The organism is Enterobacter sp. E12 (assembly GCF_014596715.2).
Lineage (GTDB): Bacteria > Pseudomonadota > Gammaproteobacteria > Enterobacterales > Enterobacteriaceae > Enterobacter > Enterobacter bugandensis.
Map to the genome: position 1 here is coordinate 4,160,992 of NZ_CP115601.1, position 16,718 is coordinate 4,177,709.

Below are 16,718 nucleotides of genomic sequence, written 5' to 3' on the forward strand. Positions count from 1 at the left end.
TGCCATGGATAGCAGGAAAAGTAGATGAAGCGTAACGATTCACCGGCTCCAGACACAGCCTATTTAACCTCGCTGACGCCCGTGGCAGTAGCCGTTACGGCACTCCTCGCACTTACCGAAGCGCGCGCTGAGTATTTTTTCAATCCCGCCTTCTTGTCAGGCGATCCTTCAGCGGTTGCCGATCTGTCGCGTTTTTCCACTAACGGTCAGGCGCCCGGCGTCTACCGCGTGGATATATGGCTGAATGAGCACTTTATCGCTACGCGCGATATCACCTTCGATGCCCGGAAAGTGGAAGACAGTGCCCCGGCAAAATCGACGGATGACACTGGCCTTGTCGCCTGCCTGTCGGCGAAGTCTCTTGAGAATATGGGGGTCAACCTTCAGGCTCTCTCTTTACAGGCATCGGCTCAAAAAGATAACTGTACTGATGTGGCGGGTGCCATTCCAGATGCCAGCACCACGTTTGATTTTGAAAAGCTCAGACTAAATATCAGCATCCCCCAGGTTGCCATGAGAAACAATGCGCGAGGCTATATTCCTCCCGACCAGTGGGATGAGGGGATTAACGCGCTCCTGCTTAATTATAATTTTTCCGGATCGCGCAGTCGCGATCGCGGAACCGATAATGGGACCAGCAACAACGCTTTTCTCGGCCTTAACAGCGGTTTAAATATCGGCCCGTGGCGTTTGCGTGACAATGTCTCCTGGAACCATTCCAGTAGCGCTCAGGGCAAAAGCGATAGCTGGCAGCATATCAGCACCTATGCGGAGCGTACGGTCGTCCCCCTTCAGGGAAGGCTAACGCTGGGAGACAGCTATACCCCCTCAGATGTCTTTGACAGCCTGCCCTTCCGCGGTGCGCAAATTGCCTCTGATGACAATATGCTGCCGGACAGCATGAAGGGCTTTGCGCCAACCATTCGCGGAATCGCGAAAAGTCATGCCCAGGTAACCATCAGGCAGAACGGCTACGTCATTTATCAAAGCTACGTGCCGCCCGGCGCATTCGCGATCAACGACCTTTTCCCCACCTCATCCAGCGGTGACTTGATGGTCGAAGTCAAAGAGGCAGACGGCAGCATCAATAGCTACTCCGTGCCCTATTCCGCCGTGCCCATTCTTCAGCGCGAAGGACGACTAAAATACGCCCTGACGGCGGCTGAATACCGTAGCAGCGGTAGCCAGCAGGATGACGTTGAGTTTATTCAGGGCTCTCTGATCTGGGGGCTTCCTCACGGTCTTACCGCGTACGGCGGATCACAATTGACCCGGAACTACACTGCCGCCGCATTGGGCGCAGGGCTGAACATGGGCGAGGCGGGTGCCCTCTCTGTTGACGTGACGCACGCAAAAAGCCGCCTCGCCGATGATAGCAGTCACTCCGGACAGTCCATTCGTTTTCTGTACGCGAAATCCTTAAACGCCATTGGCACAAACTTTCAGCTGCTGGGCTATCGCTACTCCACCTCCGGGTTTTACACCCTGGATGAAACCGCCTACAGACAAATGCGGGGCTATAAAGGCGACGCTCAGGAGGAGGATAATGCGCAAACCCTCTGGATGGATTACTACAACCTTTACTACACCAAACGCGGCAAGGTGCAGTTCAATCTCTCTCAGCAATTGCCTGGTTCGGGTTCTGTTTATGTTACCGGTAGCCAGCAAAGCTACTGGCACACGGATGAGAAAAATACGCTATTGCAGATTGGATACAGCGGGACCTGGGCAGACGTCTCCTGGAGCCTCTCCTATAACTACAATAAGGCCCCCGGCATGTCGGGAAGTGATGAAATCTACGCGCTGAATATATCGCTGCCATTAAACCAGTGGTTATCCCCACAGAATGAAGTGGGACAAAAACATAATTATGCCTATGCAACCTATAGCCTGAGCACAAACAAACAGGGTGACACGTCCCAGAACGCAGGCATAAACGGCACGCTGCTGGAGGACAACAACCTCAGCTACAGCGTGCAGCAAGGCTATACCCGCCATGGCTCGCACGCTCAGGGGGCGAGCAGCATGGAATACGACAGCGCATACGGTAATGCCAGCGTCGGGTATAACTATAGCCAAAACGGGGACTATCAGCAGGTCAACTACGGGTTAAATGGCGGCGTTATCGCGCACCGCAACGGCATCACCCTGAGCCAGCCTCTGGGCGATACCAACGTACTCATTGCTGCGCCAGGAGCAAAAGAGGTCAAGATTGAAAATGAACCCGGCATCCACACGGACTGGCGTGGTTATGCCGTTGTTCCCTACGCCTCGTCCTATCGCCTCAATCGCATGGCACTGGATACCAACTCGCTGGCCGACGATGTGGATATTGACGATGCGGTGACGCACGTTGTGCCGACACGAGGTGCTGTTGTGCGCGCGACGTTCAAAGCGCGCCCCGGTACGCGCGCCTTAATGACCCTGCTCTATCGTGGAAAACCCGTTCCTTTCGGCGCCATGGTGACCCGCGACGACGGCGGCAGCAACACGATTGTCGGTGAAGAGGGTGAGACCTATCTGTCCGGCCTGAACCCAACAGGAACGCTGAATATTCAATGGGGAGAAGGTGCAAACCGGCAGTGTACGGCGAGATATCAACTACCGGAAAGCAAAGCGCCGCTGGTACGGCTGAAAATGGAGTGTTTATAAATGAAGCTATGGATAATGTTAATCAGCGTAGCGGGGCTGGCGTTTAGCGGTAATGGACTCGCCAAAACCTGCGTTAACGCCAATGGCAGCATTTCCATCGTTAACTACGACCTGACCACTACACTCACGACCGATCAGAATCGCCCCGGTAGCGGTACAGAATTAGAGAAAAGTCAGGATGTTAATATCGGTGCAAGATGTCCGGCGGGGGACTGGGACAAACGAACCTATCGTACTTACCTGAGCCCGTATCCCGTCATCAAAACCGAAGGCGAATGGAAGTATCTGCAGCTTGATCCGGATTACATCATTGGGGCCATGAAAATTCACGATGCCACCATCGGCGATTTCTATCCGCCAGTTGAATATGTGCATATGGGCGGCCATGACGAAGTCGATACGGGAGGGGTATTCCCCGTCAACGACAGTCATCTTGTGTTCAGGCTGCAAATTGTAAAACCCTTTATCGGCACCGTCGTGATCCCCTCAAGGCTCATGTTTAACGTCTATATCACCACAACGGATCATGAGCCGGTTAATACGGTTGTTTATAAAATCATCTACAGCGGGGTGATTAGCGTTCCGCAAAACTGCGTCATCAACGCCGGGCAAACCGTCACGGTGGATCTGGGTAAACTCTACCACGGTGATTTCAGACAGGCGGGGCAGATGCCCGATAATGTCCGTCCAAAAACCTTTAACGTTCCGGTCGAATGCAATGGGGACGTTGAATCTCCCGCGCAGTTAACGCTGCGCTTAACGGGCACGGCGGACAGTCGTTATCCACAGGCGCTGGCTACGGACAATCCGGACGTGGGGGTCGTCGTCACCCGTGAGGACGGCACGCCCCTTACGCCGAACGTCTTTTCAAGTCACGCGCCCTTCGAGACGGATATCTCTGGAAAAGCCAACGTGACGCTGCAAGCGTATCCAATCAGCACCACGGGTCTTTCTCCCGAGCTGGGTGTTTTCACCGCTCTGGCACTGTTACGCATTGATTTCGCCTGAGGATAAATGATGAATATTACCTGGAAAAAAGGGCTGTATCTGACAGCCCTGTTATTCACCCCGTTCGTCATGGCTGACGGCAGTTATAACCTTCACGTTTTCGGTACCATTGTCGGTGAATCCTGCAATGTCGATACGCAAAGCGTGGAGCAGACTGTCGACATGGGCGAGTTTTCCGCAGGCGATTTTCCCGTACCGGGCTCCACCACTCCCCCGAAAAAATTCGATATTAGTCTCAAAGGCTGTACCGCTGCGATTACCGATACTCAGGTGTGGTTTACCGGACAGGCGGATCGGGACAATCCCTCCCTGCTGGCGCTTTCAGATACCGGTAAAGGCCACCTCGCAACCATGGCGACCGGTCTGGGCGTAGAGCTTCTGGATAGCACTCTCACGCCCATCGATATTAACAACACCGAATCTGCCCACTATCCGCTTGCGCCGGGGGACAATCTGTTGACCTTCTTTTTACGCTACAAATCCACCTTGCCCACCGTCACATCAGGCGAAGCCACGGCGGTGATGTATTTCGATCTGCTTTATCAGTGAGGCCCGCGTGAAACCCTTCATCAGACTAGCTTTTCTTAGCGTATCTCTGGCACTGTTCCCGCTGGCCAAAACAATGTCGCATGACGGAACGATTTATATTACGGGAACGATAAAAAACAAAACCTGCGTCATTTCCCCCGACTCAGAACATCTGGTCGTTACCATGACGCAGGTTAATGCCACCCAGCTTGAGAAGGCTAAAAATGAGACACCGTATGAGCGGTTCACGATTAACGTCGAGCAGTGCGGGGCGGGGCTTAACACCATTACTACCCGTTTCGAAGGAACACCTGACGGACAAAACAACGCGCTTTTGGCGATTACCGAGGCGCAAAATAGCGCCAGCGGTGTCGCAATCGGCCTTTTTAACACCGATAAATCCCCGCTGCCGCTGAGCGGAGAGAGCCTTCCCTTTGTGCTTACCGGAAATCAAACGACCGCCGAGCTCGTTTTCTTTGCCCGCTATCTCGCCGTCACGGATACCGTCACCCCAGGTACCGCAAACGCGGCAGCAACCTTTGTTTTGACTTATGCATAAATTTGTCATGTCGGCGAAAATATTCGCGATTTCACTGATGATTGTGTTGCTGGTCAACGCGCAGGGACATGCGGGCGTAGTTGTTGGTGGAACCCGGTTTATCATTCAGCAAAGAGATAAATCAACCACCGTCCCGGTGCGCAACAAGTCGGACATACCTTACCTTGTTACTGTCCGAATCTCTCCCGGTGGAAAATGGCCCGGCGCAGAAGCGCCCGGGTCTGCGGGCCGTTCGCTGGTGGTTATACCACCGCTATTTGCCATAAAACCCGGACATGAACATATTATCCGCCTGCTGCAGGCAGAGGCTGACCTGCCAGCCGATCGCGAATCGCTCTTTACGCTTAACATCGCCAGTATTCCGTCAGCCCATGAGGGCAGTCGGGATGTGCAGATAGCGGTACGTTCGGCGTTTAAGCTGCTCTATCGCCCGGAGGGATTAAAAGGAAACCCCGATCGCGCCTATCGGGAAATACGCTGGTCTTACTCCGATGAGGGATTAATCGCGACGAATCCTACCCCGTATTACGTGACGCTTTTCCAGACCGTCATCAACGGCACGCCCGTTGTTAACGCTGGTGTTGTTGCTCCCTTCAGCCAACGAAAAACCGAATGGTGCCGTCGCGCACCGCGCTGCGAGATACGCTGGCAAACCCTCAATGACGCCGGGCGGGTGTTGCCCATGATGGTTCAGACGCTGCATTGATGAGCCCGGTGCAATCGAGATTGTCGACAACGAAATCGGCTACAGCTTCGCGGGCGTGATGTTCCGCCAGCGGGTGCTGGAGTCCGGGACGCTCAACAACTCGAAAACCATCCGCATTGAGCCACTACTGACACTAACGATTGAGCAGTGTGAGCAGGAGCTGGAAGCAGCGCTCAGGGTGAGTGTGGAAGAGGCGTAATATCGCCCCCCTCCGCAGGAGGGGGTGTTTAATGACCCGTCTGGCAGAATACGATATCATTCCTGCAATATCGGCTATCTTCTCCTGAGGGACCATGCGCTATTTTTTCCTGGAATGGGTCAATCCTTTCGAAATCATGATGCTTAACTCGCTTGCTAAGGATCATCCCGTAAAGCAAATTAATCGCATTATGCGACGCTACAAATCGATCAATGCCCTACTGCCAGGCGAGGCGTTAAAAAAATGGCATAAGCGCACGCACTGTGCCGTTAAATTATCGGCAATCAAGCGGGATGATATCGCGATTTGTAATGGCTACAGCGTCTTTCCGTTCCTGGATTATGTCGCCAGCATGCCATGTAAAAAAGTGTTGATTCTGCGCGACTCCGTTGATGCCCTGACGCGCAAACGTCGTCTTCTTGGGCAACTGGCGCAGGATGCGGATTACATCGAGACCGTTCGGCCCATATTTGATGCTATTTATAGCTTCGATCCTGCTGATTGCGAACGCTATAACTTGCGTGCTATAGAGCAGTTTTTGCCATTTAGCTGGCAAGAAATCCAGCAATTTCAAAAAGAGAGCGCAGCTGAAAATAAAAGCTGTTTTTTTGTCGGTGGCTATGAACCCATTCGGGCAGATGTTCTTCGTACCCTGACACCGGTACTTGAAAATAGCGGTTATGAGACAGATTTTTATCTGCTGGATAAGTACAATAATCAGGATAACTACCCCGGTAATTGTCAGAATAAAAAACTCAGCTATCTGGACAATATTAAAAAAGCCAAACACTGCTCAATTATGCTGGAAATAAACAAACCTGAGCAAAATGGTTTAACACTCCGCGCACTGGAAGCGCTGGTTCTGAATAAGAAGCTGATCACCACCAATGCGTCGATTAAAACGATGGCACTGTACGATCCTGCCCGTATTTTTATTTATAACGGTGCCAATACCGAGGGTCTGGACGCGTTTCTTCAAAGCGAGCTGCCTGCCAGAGATGAAAAACTCCTCAGACAATACAGTGCAGACAGTCTGCTCGCTACGTTGCAGAATCATCATTCCTGAAAGACGTTCGCCCGGTAGCGTAGCGCCACCGGGCTGTTTTTTAACGGTGAAACTCCGCCACAGTCATAGTGAAGCGCAGCACGCTCTCCCCTTCGTTCGCATAGCCGTGCGCCGCTTCGGTTTTCGCCACCGCCGACGCGCCAGCATTCACCTGTGTAACCGTCTCATCCACCGTCAGCGTCAATACGCCTTCGTTCACGTGCAGCAGCTCAAAGGTTCCCGCCGGATGCCCTGTCGAGGTGAAAGACTCCCCCGGATGCATCTCCCACTGCCACAGCTCAATCATGTCCGGGCCCGCGGTGCCCGCCAGGAGCCTGGCGTAACCGCCCTGTGCGCCCTGCCACAGAACCGGGATCGCCGCTTCTTCGATAATGTGCACCAGCGGCTCGCTGGAGACGTTAACGATATCCGCCACGGAGATGCCAAGCGCGGCGGCCAGCTTGCACAAAATGGCGATGCTGGGGTTGGCGGCCCCTTTCTCGATCTCCACCAGCATGCCTTTGCTGACGCTGGCGCGACGGGATAGCTCGTCGAGCGACAGCTTTTTCTCTTTCCGCCAGTTGCGGATGCGGTTCGCCACGGCCAGGCTTACCTGGGCAACATCGGAACCCAAATCAGTCATTATATTGACTTTATCTGTCATTGGTCACTACCATGGTATAAAACAGTCAATACAGGATTATTTATGTCTCTCGTTACGCCGTCAATAGATTCGCGTCTTGCCGGGATTGCCCCTGGCTTTCGGGCGCTGAGCATTCTGGTTGAAGCTGCGCCGATTACCTACCCGGAGGTTGCGCCCGCCGCGCTGGCGCAGGCCTGCCAGCAGATGTTGAATGATGATGTGCCGTGGGCTAATGCACACCTATCGGACTGGGATAACGTATTCAAAGCCTTCGGCGCGAAACCGAAACGTACGCCCTGCTCGGCCGCGGCCCTGCGCAAGCGGGTACTGAAAGACGGTTCGCTGCCGTCGCTGGATCCGGTCGTGGATATCTATAACGCGGTGAGCATTCGCTACGCCATTCCGGTGGGTGGGGAAAATCTCGCGGCGTACTCGGGCGCGCCGCGTCTGACGCTGGCCGACGGCAGCGAGCCGTTTGATACATTTAAAGAGGGAGAGCCGGTGGTGGAACATCCGGAACCGGGCGAGGTTATCTGGCGTGACGATCTCGGCGTCACCTGCCGCCGCTGGAACTGGCGACAGGGGATACGGACCCGCCTGGACAGCCAGGCGCAATCGATGTGGTTTATCCTTGAAAGCCTGCCGTCGATGCCGCTTGCGGCACTGGAAGAGGCAGGGCAAGAGCTGGTCAACAATTTGCAGCAGTTGATGCCGGGGGCAACGGTGCAGGTGAAGCTGCTGGAGCTGGCCTGAACAGCGCCACCGGGCAAAGCCGCTACTCGGGCAACAATCCCACAAAGCTGCGTTTTTTGCGCGGCTCCGACATCAGCTCCTCGAGCTTATCCACGCACGCCAGATAGTGCGGCGTTTGCTTATGCGCCAGCACCGCCTCTTCATCTTTATAGGCCTCGTAGATAAAGAAGCGGGTTTTCACCCGCGGGTCCTGCAATACGTCAAAGCGCAGGTTTCCCGGCTCCTTGATGGCCCCCTCGTGGTTGGCGCGAAACACCTCAAGAAACTCGTCCACCCGCTCGGGCTTGATGTTAATTTCAACCAGCGTCACGTTCATTTTGCTTCTCCCTGTTTCTCGTCCTGCCAGAACTGGAACGCCTCCCGGGCGCTCACGTTCTCGTGAACCACTTTTTTCACCGCTTTCAGCATGGCGAGCGGCGCGCTGGACTGGAAGATATTGCGTCCCATGTCCACGCCGGACGCCCCCTGATCAATCGCCCGCCAGCACATCTCCAGCGCCTCGAGCTCCGGCAGCTTTTTGCCCCCGGCGATGACGATCGGCACCGGGCAGCTGGCGGTCACTTTTTCAAAGCCCTCGTCCACGTAGTAGGTTTTGACGAACTGCGCCCCCATCTCGGCGGCGATGCGGCTGGCGAGCGAGAAGTAGCGCGCGTCACGCGCCATTTCCTTGCCGACGCCCGTTACCGCCAGCGTTGGCATGCCGTAGCGCGCCCCTGCATCGACAAGCTTGATGATGTTGTTGATAGATTGATGCTCAAACTCGCTTCCGATGTACACCTGCGCCGCCACCGCGCAGACGTTCAGGCGCAGGGCATCTTCCATCGCCACCGCCACGCACTCGTTCGACAGCTCGCCCAGAATGGAGTTACCGCCGGAGGCGCGCAGCACCACCGGTTTGTTTGTCGCGGCGGGCACCTGGCTTCGCAGAATGCCGCGGGTACACATCAGCACGTCTGTTTCACCGAACAGCGGCGCAATGGAGAGATCGATACGCTCAAGGCCGGTGGTCGGCCCCTGAAAGTAGCCGTGGTCAAAGGCCAGCATCACCGTGCGGTTGCTCTGCGGGTTAAAGATGCGCGCCAGGCGGGACTGCATGCCCCAGTCCAGCGAGCCGCAGCCCTTCAGCGTGAACGGCACATTCTGCTGCGGCGTGCCGATGCCAAAATCCTTGCCGTCTTTGATGTCGTCTAAATCAGCCATTTGCTCCCCCGTCAGAAATCGTATTTGATGATGTTTTCTTTGGTGAACACCACCCGCTCCGGCAGCAGCACGATGCCGTTGCCCTTCGCCTCATACTGATAGCCCTGCACGCTGTTCGGCTCCACCTTCAGCGCACCGATACCTTTTACGTCCACGCTGTCGCCAGGGTTAAGATCGCCTTTTTTCAGCAGACGATCGGCGACATTGACCGCAATTTTGCCCTGTTGTACGACATCCCACAGGCCGAAGGCTTTCACCGTCCCGCGCTCAACGTACGGACGCATGACGTTCGGCGTGCTGAAGCCGACAATCGCCACCCCTTCCCGCTTCAGGTTTTCCGCCGCCTGCGCCGCCGCCGGCAGGGCGTTGGCGTCCGGCGCGATGATCGCGTCCAGATCCGGATACGCTTTTAAGATCCCCTCGGCGGTTTGCAGGGATTTGGTGGCGTCGTTATAGCCAAACTGGGTGGTCACGACCTGCCACTGGGGGTGATCTTTCTCGATTTTGGCCTTCGCCTCTTTCACCCACTGGTTCTGGTCGGTGACGGTGGGGCTGGAGTAGAAGAACGCCACTTTGGCATTCGGCTTGGTGACCTGTTTGCCCGCCATCTCCACCAGCAGGCCGCCCAGCTGTTCCGGCGTTCCCTGGTTAATGTAGATGCTGCGGCACTCCGGTTTGGTGTCGGAATCCCAGGTCAGGACCTTCACGCCGCGCTGCATCGCGCGCTTCAGCGCCGGGCAGAGACCGTCCGGCGACACGGCGGAGACGATAATGGCGTTATAGCCCTGGTTGACGAAGTTGTTGATGAGCTGCACCTGGCCGGAAACGCTCGGCTCGGTCGGGCCGTCGTAGGTCACGTCCACGCCAAGATCTTTCCCCGCCTCTTTCGCGCCGTTGCCGCCGCTGGTGAAGAAACCCACGCCCACCAGCTTGGGGATAAAGGCAATGCGGTCCGCCGCCTGCGCCGAAGCGAAGCTGAGGGCCATTGCCAGGACGAGCAGTTTTGTTTTCATCTTACGCTCCGGATAGTTTTCTGAAGAGAGATCGCACCCATTCGCGGTGCAGACTTAGCGAACGTCCCATCACCACCACAACCAGCAGCGCCCCCGACAGCGCGCTCGACACCTGGTTGGGGATGCCGACCATCTGTAATCCCTGCTGGAGATACCCCACCAGCAGCGCCGCCAGCGCCGTACCCAGCACCGACCCTGAACCGCCGTAAATATTTGCCCCGCCGAGTACGGCGGCGGTGAGCGCGGGCATCAGCAAATCGCGCCCCAGATCCGAACGCGCAGAGCCGAAATAGGAGACCATCACCAGCGCGGCAATCGCCGAGGCCACGCCCACCAGGCCGTACAGCGCATACGGCATGCCGTTGACCGACAGCGCCGCATAGCGCGCCGCGCGCGGGTTCTGCCCAATCAAAAACAGATGACGGCCAAAGCGCCCGCGGTGGGTCATCAGCCAGAAGAAAGCGGTAATCACCGCGAACAACACCAGCGGGATCGGCAGCCCCAGCACCGTGAGGTTAGCAAAGGCGGTAAAGCTGTCCGGGAAGCCGCCGATGCCCTCATAGCCCGTCGCCCCCGCCATGCCGGAGAGCAGCAGCGCCCCGCCGCCGTAGAGGTAAAGCGTGCCGAGGGTGATCACCAGCGGGCTGATGCCGGTGTAGTGGATCAGCGCCGCGTTCAAAAGCCCGCACAGCAGGCCGAGCAGCAGCGTCAATGGAATGGCGAGTGCCATCGGCCACCCGGCCTGCATCATCACCCCCAGCGCAATCGCGCACAGCCCAATGGTGGAGCCGAGGGAGATGTCGATCCCGCCGCTGATAATCACCAGCGTCAGCGGCAGCGCCACAATGCCGATGCAGATAAAATCGCTGGTGCTGAACAGCAGCATGTTGATATCAAGCATGCGCGGATTGATGGCGCCAAAGAGCAGGATCTCCAGCACCAGTAAAATCAGCAGCGCGCTTTCCCAGTTAAGCCTCATTTACGCCACCTCTTTTTTGCGTTTGGGAAACGGGGTGACGTGCTTTCCCCCTTTGTTACCCGGCTGGAAGCGACCGTACTTCAGCGCCCGCTGATGCCTTGAAAGCGCCTGACGCAGGCGTCCGTCAAGTACCAGCACGCCCAGCAGCACCAGCCCGGCGATGAAGTCGTTCCACCACGCCGGTAGCCTGAACAGCACCAGCACGGTGTCGATTTGAGTAAGGAAAAACGCGCCGAGGAACGCACCGACCAGCGTGCCGGTGCCGCCCAGCAGCGAAATGCCGCCGAGCACGCAGGCGGCAATGGCCTTCATCTCCAGCCCGCTGCCGGTCTGGTTGGGCACAAAGCCGATCTGCGCGGCAAAGACAATCCCGGCGCAGGCCGCCAGCATGCCGTTGAGGGTGAAGGCGATCATGCGCGTGCGGTTCACCGCCACGCCCAGCTGTCGCGCGGCGGCGAGGTTATCCCCCACCGCGTAGAAATCACGCCCGAACGCGGTGCGCGACAGCGTCCACGCGCCGGTGGCCGCGATGATCAACACCACCATGCCGAGCGGCGAAATGCCGACGGCGGCAGGCTCAGAGAGAGATTTCAGTCCCGGCGGCAGCCCCTCAATCCACTTTCCGCCGGTCCAGAGCAGCATCGCCCCGCGGTAAAGCCCCAGCGTGCCGAGGGTGGCGACAATCGCAGGGATGCGCAGCCCCACCACCAGCACGCCGTTGAACGCCCCGGCCAGCGCGCCGATGGACAGCGCGAAGAGAATGGAAACGGGCAGGCTGTAGCCGCTATTAAGCGCCACGCCGACGGCAATGGCGGACAGCCCGACGGTTGAGCCCACAGAGACGTCAATATTGCGGGTCAGCATCACCAGCGCCGCGCCGATCGCCAGCAGGATCAGGATCTGCGCGCTGGCGAAGATCATCCCCAGCGTCTGCAGACTCAGGTAGGACGGATTCAGCGCCACCAGCACGGCGAACAGCGCCAGAATGGCGAGAAACGCGCTCAGCTCGCGGTTTTTCAGTAAGGTCTTCATGATTGCCCTCCGAACGCCAGCGCCATCATCCTGTCGAGACTGACGGCGTGGCGCGGCAGCTCGCCGCTGAGTACGCCCTGATGCATCACCAGCACGCGGTCCGCGAGGCCGGGAAATTCATCGAGATCGCTTGAGATCATCAGCACCGCAACATTCTGCGCCGCCACGCTTTTGATGAGCTGGTAGATATCGGCGCGCGCCGACACGTCCACGCCGCGCGTCGGTTCATCGACGATCAACAATAAAGGATTGGCCTCCAGACAGCGTGCCAGCAGCACCTTCTGCTGGTTGCCGCCGGAGAGCGTGCGTACGGTTTGATCCGCATGATTGAGCTTGATCCCCAGCGCCCGGTGATAGCGCTCCACCACCGCAGACTCCCGCTTTCGCTGCTGCCAGAGCGACGGCTCGTTCAGCGCCACCGTGTTCCAGCGGACAGGCGCGTCGAGAAACAGGCCGGACACCTGCCTGTCTTCCGGCAGATAAACCAGCCCTTTTTCCAGACGTGAACCAACCGGATCGGAGGTGATCTCCCGGCTCTCCAGCCACACCCGCCCGCCGCGTACGGGACGCAGGCCATAAAGCGTTTCGGCAAACTCGGTGCGCCCGGATCCGACCAGTCCGGCAAGGCCGACGATCTCCCCGGCGTAAATCTCCAGGCTGAGATCGATAAAGCCCTCTCCGGTGAGATCTTCCACGCGCAGCACCGGGAAATCCTGCGCCTGGGTGCGGCGGTTGCCCGGCAGCGCCAGCCACAGCTTTTGCGCATCGCTTAAGCCTTTCTCGCGGCTGACCGGCGTCATGGCGGCGATCAGGGCGCTGTCGTCAAACTGGGCGGTTTCGCCGCTGAGCACCACCGCGCCGTCGCGCATCACCGAAACGTGGCTTGACAGCGTGCGGATTTCCGGCAGCTTATGCGAGATAAAGACAATCCCGACGCCGAGCGCCTGTAAGGCGCGGATATGGCGAAACAGCCGTTCGGTTTCGCCGGGCGTCAGCGAGGCAGTGGGCTCGTCGAGGATCAGAATTCTGGCATTGCGCATCAGCCCGCGCAGGATCTCCACCATCTGCTGATCCGCCACCTCCAGGGTGCTGGCGGCGGCGTCGAGGTTAAGCTGGCACTGCAGTTGCTCAAGTTTCTCCGCCAGCCGTTTTTCCCGATCGCGCTCGCGCGGCAGGCGGAACAGGATGTTTTCCCGCACGGTCAGGTTGGGGAAAAGCAGAGGCTCCTGCGGCACCAGATAAATGCCTAACCGGTGCGCCTGCGCCGGGGTAAGCCGTGCAAAAGACTCGCCCGCGACCGAAAGTTCACCGCTATCCGGCGTTTCCACCCCAGCGATGATCTTCATTAGCGTCGATTTTCCCGCGCCGTTACCGCCCATCAGCGCATGCACCTGCCCCGCAAGCAGCGTGAAATCAATGCCTTTTAAGACCGGCACGCCTGAGAACTGGTTGCTGATATTCCGCGCGTCGAGAAGTGGGGTCATCATCGCTCCGCTATTGAACAAATGATTTTTAGATTTAATAATGTTCAAAAGCGTAGACGGTGAACTATATTTACAACCGTGCAGGGATCACAGTTTTATCGATTGAGATACAGATAAACCAGAAACGATCTATAAAGATCCGTTTTGCCGCGTGGCTCACACTTTCCACCTGCGCCATCAAGAACATATGATCTAAATTTTTATAAGAGTTCAACTATGAGCGATAAACGCACTGCGGAAGAAGGACGGTTTGCCGGGCTGGCACTGGCGGAAGAGGAGCTGGTGGCGCGCGTGGCCTGGTGCTATTACCACGACGGATTGACCCAGAACGACATCGGTGAACGGCTCGGGCTGCCGCGTTTGAAGATTTCCCGCCTGCTGGAGAAGGGCCGCCAGTCCGGGGTTATCCGCGTGCAGATCAACTCCCGCTACGAGGGCTGTCTGGCGCTGGAGACCGAGCTACAGCAGCGCTTTGGCCTGAAGCTGGTGCGCGTAATGCCCGCTCTGAATACCCCGCCGATGAACGTGCGGCTCGGCATTGGCGCGGCGCAGTCGCTGATGGGCGTGCTGGAGCCCGGCCAGCTGCTGGCGGTGGGGTTTGGTGAAACCACCATGAGCAGCCTGCAGCACCTGAGCGGCTTTATCAGCTCACAGCAGATCCGCCTGGTGACGCTCTCCGGCGGCGTCGGGCCATATATGACCGGTATCGGACAGCTGGACGCGGCCTGCAGCGTCAGCATGATCCCCGCCCCGCTTCGCGTGTCTTCCGCCGAAGTGGCCGGGATCTTAAAACGCGAAACCAGCGTGCGGGACGTGATCCTCGCCGCCACCGCCGCTGACGTGGCGGTGGTCGGTATTGGTTCAGTAAACCAGCGCCGTAACGCCACGATCCTGCGCTCCGGCTACATCAGCGAAGGTGAACAGCTGATGTATGCCCGCAAAGGGGCGGTGGGCGATATCCTCGGTTATTTCCTTAACGCCGAAGGGGAATGCGTCGAGGAGCTGGAGATCCACAAAGAACTGCTGGGCGTCACTCTCGATGAACTGGCGCAACTGCCCACCATCGTTGGCGTGGCCGGAGGGGAAGAGAAAGCCGATGCGATTTATGCCGCACTGAAGGGTCGCCGTATCAATGGCCTGGTGACGGAGGAGACGACAGCCCGCGCGGTGCTGGCCCTGACGTAAAGGGCATGCCCTGCGCTAACAATGAGGCAAGCTCATGAGTTACCTTTTAGCGTTAGATGCAGGGACAGGCAGCGTTCGCGCCGTGATTTTCGATTTACAGGGCAACCAGATTGCCGTCGGCCAGGCCGAATGGAAGCACCTGAGCGTGGAGAACGTGCCGGGGTCGATGGAGTTCGATCTCGACACCAACTGGCAGCTGGCCTGCCGGTGCATTCAGCAGGCGCTGGAGCGCGCGCGCCTGAGCGCGGCGGATATTCAGTCCGTTGCCTGCTGTTCGATGCGCGAAGGGATCGTGCTGTACGACCGCAGCGGCGAGGCCATCTGGGCCTGCGCCAACGTCGACGCCCGCGCCAGCCGCGAGGTGGCTGAACTCAAAGAGATCCACGACAACCGTTTTGAATCCGAAGTGTATGACGTCTCAGGGCAAACGCTGGCGCTGAGCGCCATGCCGCGCCTGCTGTGGCTGGCGCACCATCGCCCGGACATCTACCGCAAGGCCGCGACAATCACCATGATCAGCGACTGGCTGGCGGCGAAGCTTTCCGGCGAGCTGGCGGTCGACCCGTCGAACGCGGGCACGACGGGCATGCTGGATCTCTTCTCCCGCGACTGGCGTCCGGCGCTGCTCGACATGGCCGGGCTGCGCGCAGATATTCTCTCTCCGGTAAAAGAGACCGGCACCGTGCTGGGTGCCATTACCCATGAAGCCGCGCAGCAGAGCGGCCTGCGCGAAGGCACGCCGGTAGTGATGGGCGGCGGCGACGTGCAGCTGGGCTGTCTGGGGCTGGGCGTGGTTCGCGCCGGACAAACGGCGGTGCTGGGCGGCACCTTCTGGCAGCAGGTGGTTAACCTGCCGCAGGTGCGCACCGACCCTGAGATGAACATCCGCGTGAACCCGCACGTTATCCCCGGCATGGCACAGGCGGAGTCGATCAGCTTCTTTACCGGGCTGACCATGCGCTGGTTCCGCGACGCCTTTTGTGCCGAAGAGAAGCTGATTGCCGAGCGGATGGGGATGGACACCTATTCCCTGCTGGAAGAGATGGCGGGCCGCGTACCCGCTGGCTCCCACGGCGTAATGCCAATCTTCTCCGACGCGATGCATTTCAAGCAGTGGTACCACGCCGCGCCGTCGTTTATTAACCTCTCCATCGACCCGGAAAAGTGCAACAAAGCGACGCTGTTCCGCGCCCTGGAGGAGAACGCGGCAATCGTCTCGGCCTGTAACCTGACGCAGATTTCGCGCTTCTCCGGCGTGACGTTTGATAGCCTGGTGTTTGCGGGCGGCGGCGCAAAGGGCGCCCTGTGGAGCCAGATTTTAAGCGACGTCACCGGGCTGCCGGTGCGCGTGCCGGAAGTGAAAGAGGCGACGGCGCTCGGCTGCGCGATTGCGGCAGGTGCTGGCGCGGGGCTGTTTGCGGATATGGCCTCGACGGGCGAGCGGCTGGTGAAGTGGAGCCGGGAGTTTACGCCGAACCCGGCGCACCGCGAGCTGTATGACGGCATGATGCAGAAATGGCAGGCGGTGTACGCGGATCAGCTCGGGCTGGTGGACAGCGGGCTGACCACGTCGATGTGGCAGGCGCCGGGGTTAGCGCGGGCAGCGACGCCGTAAATAACGCCGGATGGCGCTTCGCTTATCCGTCCTGGGGTTTTGTAGCCCCGGTAAGCGTAGCGCCACCGGGGAAGTTCTTTGAGATCTATCACAATCATTCGATCCCGCTTTTACCTT

Annotated in this window: 16 protein-coding genes and 1 pseudogene; 10 read left to right on the forward strand and 7 right to left on the reverse strand. The window is 58.2% G+C overall.

What is annotated here, in order from left to right; genetic code table 11:
- Positions 1-24 precede the first annotated feature (24 nt).
- The 7 genes and pseudogenes from IB212_RS19870 to IB212_RS19900 all read left to right on the forward strand — a co-directional run bounded on the left by IB212_RS19870 (position 25) and on the right by IB212_RS19900 (position 6,718).
- Complete coding sequence (locus tag IB212_RS19870) at positions 25-2,652, forward strand: fimbrial biogenesis usher protein (RefSeq protein WP_188245724.1); 2,628 nt, start codon at positions 25-27, stop codon at positions 2,650-2,652.
- Positions 2,653-3,660 (forward strand): fimbrial protein, encoded by a 1,008-nt coding sequence (locus IB212_RS19875; protein WP_188245725.1) that lies wholly within the window; start codon positions 2,653-2,655, stop codon positions 3,658-3,660.
- 9 nt (positions 3,661-3,669) lie between these two features.
- On the forward strand, positions 3,670-4,209 hold the full coding sequence (locus IB212_RS19880; protein ID WP_188245736.1) for a fimbrial protein: 540 nt from the start codon (positions 3,670-3,672) through the stop codon (positions 4,207-4,209).
- Between the two features lie 7 nt (positions 4,210-4,216).
- The gene (locus IB212_RS19885) at positions 4,217-4,747 is read left to right on the forward strand and encodes a fimbrial protein (protein ID WP_317616876.1); all 531 of its coding nucleotides are present in this window, start codon (positions 4,217-4,219) and stop codon (positions 4,745-4,747) included.
- A gap of 7 nt (positions 4,748-4,754) precedes the next feature.
- Positions 4,755-5,453 carry a fimbria/pilus periplasmic chaperone gene (locus IB212_RS19890; protein ID WP_060572358.1) on the forward strand — a complete coding sequence of 233 codons (699 nt, stop codon included), beginning with the start codon at positions 4,755-4,757 and terminating at the stop codon, positions 5,451-5,453.
- Between the two features lie 10 nt (positions 5,454-5,463).
- Positions 5,464-5,652, forward strand: a pseudogene (locus IB212_RS19895) (putrescine aminotransferase); the annotation flags it as partial.
- Between the two features lie 94 nt (positions 5,653-5,746).
- A complete protein-coding gene (locus tag IB212_RS19900; RefSeq protein ID WP_041907996.1) occupies positions 5,747-6,718 on the forward strand; it encodes a hypothetical protein in 972 nt (323 codons plus the stop codon).
- Positions 6,719-6,758: 40 nt separating this feature from the next.
- Here the strand turns inward: IB212_RS19900 and IB212_RS19905 are convergent, their stop codons facing one another.
- Positions 6,759-7,361 carry a helix-turn-helix domain-containing protein gene (locus tag IB212_RS19905; protein WP_060572073.1) on the reverse strand — a complete coding sequence of 201 codons (603 nt, stop codon included), beginning with the start codon at positions 7,359-7,361 and terminating at the stop codon, positions 6,759-6,761.
- A 42-nt stretch (positions 7,362-7,403) separates the two neighbouring features.
- On the opposite strand from IB212_RS19905, the gene IB212_RS19910 reads away from it, so the two are divergent.
- Positions 7,404-8,093 carry a B3/4 domain-containing protein gene (locus IB212_RS19910; RefSeq protein WP_188245726.1) on the forward strand — a complete coding sequence of 230 codons (690 nt, stop codon included), beginning with the start codon at positions 7,404-7,406 and terminating at the stop codon, positions 8,091-8,093.
- Positions 8,094-8,115: 22 nt separating this feature from the next.
- Here the strand turns inward: IB212_RS19910 and lsrG are convergent, their stop codons facing one another.
- From lsrG to lsrA, 6 genes are read right to left on the reverse strand one after another with little or no spacing between them, the layout of a single operon-like run.
- A complete protein-coding gene (lsrG, locus tag IB212_RS19915; RefSeq protein ID WP_003862606.1) occupies positions 8,116-8,409 on the reverse strand; it encodes a (4S)-4-hydroxy-5-phosphonooxypentane-2,3-dione isomerase in 294 nt (97 codons plus the stop codon).
- Complete coding sequence (lsrF, locus tag IB212_RS19920; protein WP_048957229.1) at positions 8,406-9,293, reverse strand: 3-hydroxy-5-phosphonooxypentane-2,4-dione thiolase; 888 nt, start codon at positions 9,291-9,293, stop codon at positions 8,406-8,408. The genes lsrG and lsrF overlap by 4 nt, the downstream gene beginning before the upstream one ends.
- Positions 9,294-9,304: 11 nt before the next feature.
- A complete protein-coding gene (lsrB, locus tag IB212_RS19925) occupies positions 9,305-10,306 on the reverse strand; it encodes an autoinducer 2 ABC transporter substrate-binding protein LsrB (protein ID WP_188245727.1) in 1,002 nt (333 codons plus the stop codon).
- A gap of 1 nt (position 10,307) precedes the next feature.
- Entirely contained in the window at positions 10,308-11,285 is a 978-nt protein-coding gene (gene lsrD, locus IB212_RS19930) for an autoinducer 2 ABC transporter permease LsrD (RefSeq protein ID WP_047364656.1), read from the reverse strand.
- The gene (gene lsrC, locus IB212_RS19935) at positions 11,286-12,317 is read right to left on the reverse strand and encodes an autoinducer 2 ABC transporter permease LsrC (protein WP_188245728.1); all 1,032 of its coding nucleotides are present in this window, start codon (positions 12,315-12,317) and stop codon (positions 11,286-11,288) included.
- On the reverse strand, positions 12,314-13,801 hold the full coding sequence (gene lsrA, locus IB212_RS19940) for an autoinducer 2 ABC transporter ATP-binding protein LsrA (protein WP_188245738.1): 1,488 nt from the start codon (positions 13,799-13,801) through the stop codon (positions 12,314-12,316). The genes lsrC and lsrA overlap by 4 nt, the downstream gene beginning before the upstream one ends.
- A gap of 216 nt (positions 13,802-14,017) precedes the next feature.
- On the opposite strand from lsrA, the gene lsrR reads away from it, so the two are divergent.
- Both lsrR and lsrK read left to right on the forward strand, forming a co-directional pair.
- The gene (gene lsrR, locus IB212_RS19945) at positions 14,018-14,986 is read left to right on the forward strand and encodes a transcriptional regulator LsrR (RefSeq protein ID WP_188245729.1); all 969 of its coding nucleotides are present in this window, start codon (positions 14,018-14,020) and stop codon (positions 14,984-14,986) included.
- A 34-nt stretch (positions 14,987-15,020) separates the two neighbouring features.
- Complete coding sequence (gene lsrK / locus IB212_RS19950; protein WP_188245730.1) at positions 15,021-16,601, forward strand: autoinducer-2 kinase; 1,581 nt, start codon at positions 15,021-15,023, stop codon at positions 16,599-16,601.
- Positions 16,602-16,718: the final 117 nt, after the last annotated feature.

What these genes read in the sequence shown, in the direction of transcription:
- lsrG (WP_003862606.1), bottom strand. Translation starts at nt 8,409, where the DNA reads ATGAACGTGACGCTGGTTGAAATTAACATCAAGCCCGAGCGGGTGGAC.
- lsrA (WP_188245738.1), bottom strand. Translation starts at nt 13,801, where the DNA reads ATGACCCCACTTCTCGACGCGCGGAATATCAGCAACCAGTTCTCAGGC.
- lsrR (WP_188245729.1), top strand. Translation starts at nt 14,018, where the DNA reads ATGAGCGATAAACGCACTGCGGAAGAAGGACGGTTTGCCGGGCTGGCA.
- IB212_RS19890 (WP_060572358.1), top strand. Translation starts at nt 4,755, where the DNA reads ATGTCGGCGAAAATATTCGCGATTTCACTGATGATTGTGTTGCTGGTC.
- IB212_RS19905 (WP_060572073.1), bottom strand. Translation starts at nt 7,361, where the DNA reads ATGACAGATAAAGTCAATATAATGACTGATTTGGGTTCCGATGTTGCC.
- lsrF (WP_048957229.1), bottom strand. Translation starts at nt 9,293, where the DNA reads ATGGCTGATTTAGACGACATCAAAGACGGCAAGGATTTTGGCATCGGC.
- IB212_RS19875 (WP_188245725.1), top strand. Translation starts at nt 2,653, where the DNA reads ATGAAGCTATGGATAATGTTAATCAGCGTAGCGGGGCTGGCGTTTAGC.
- IB212_RS19910 (WP_188245726.1), top strand. Translation starts at nt 7,404, where the DNA reads ATGTCTCTCGTTACGCCGTCAATAGATTCGCGTCTTGCCGGGATTGCC.
- lsrK (WP_188245730.1), top strand. Translation starts at nt 15,021, where the DNA reads ATGAGTTACCTTTTAGCGTTAGATGCAGGGACAGGCAGCGTTCGCGCC.
- lsrB (WP_188245727.1), bottom strand. Translation starts at nt 10,306, where the DNA reads ATGAAAACAAAACTGCTCGTCCTGGCAATGGCCCTCAGCTTCGCTTCG.
- IB212_RS19900 (WP_041907996.1), top strand. Translation starts at nt 5,747, where the DNA reads ATGCGCTATTTTTTCCTGGAATGGGTCAATCCTTTCGAAATCATGATG.
- lsrD (WP_047364656.1), bottom strand. Translation starts at nt 11,285, where the DNA reads ATGAGGCTTAACTGGGAAAGCGCGCTGCTGATTTTACTGGTGCTGGAG.
- lsrC (WP_188245728.1), bottom strand. Translation starts at nt 12,317, where the DNA reads ATGAAGACCTTACTGAAAAACCGCGAGCTGAGCGCGTTTCTCGCCATT.
- IB212_RS19870 (WP_188245724.1), top strand. Translation starts at nt 25, where the DNA reads ATGAAGCGTAACGATTCACCGGCTCCAGACACAGCCTATTTAACCTCG.
- IB212_RS19880 (WP_188245736.1), top strand. Translation starts at nt 3,670, where the DNA reads ATGAATATTACCTGGAAAAAAGGGCTGTATCTGACAGCCCTGTTATTC.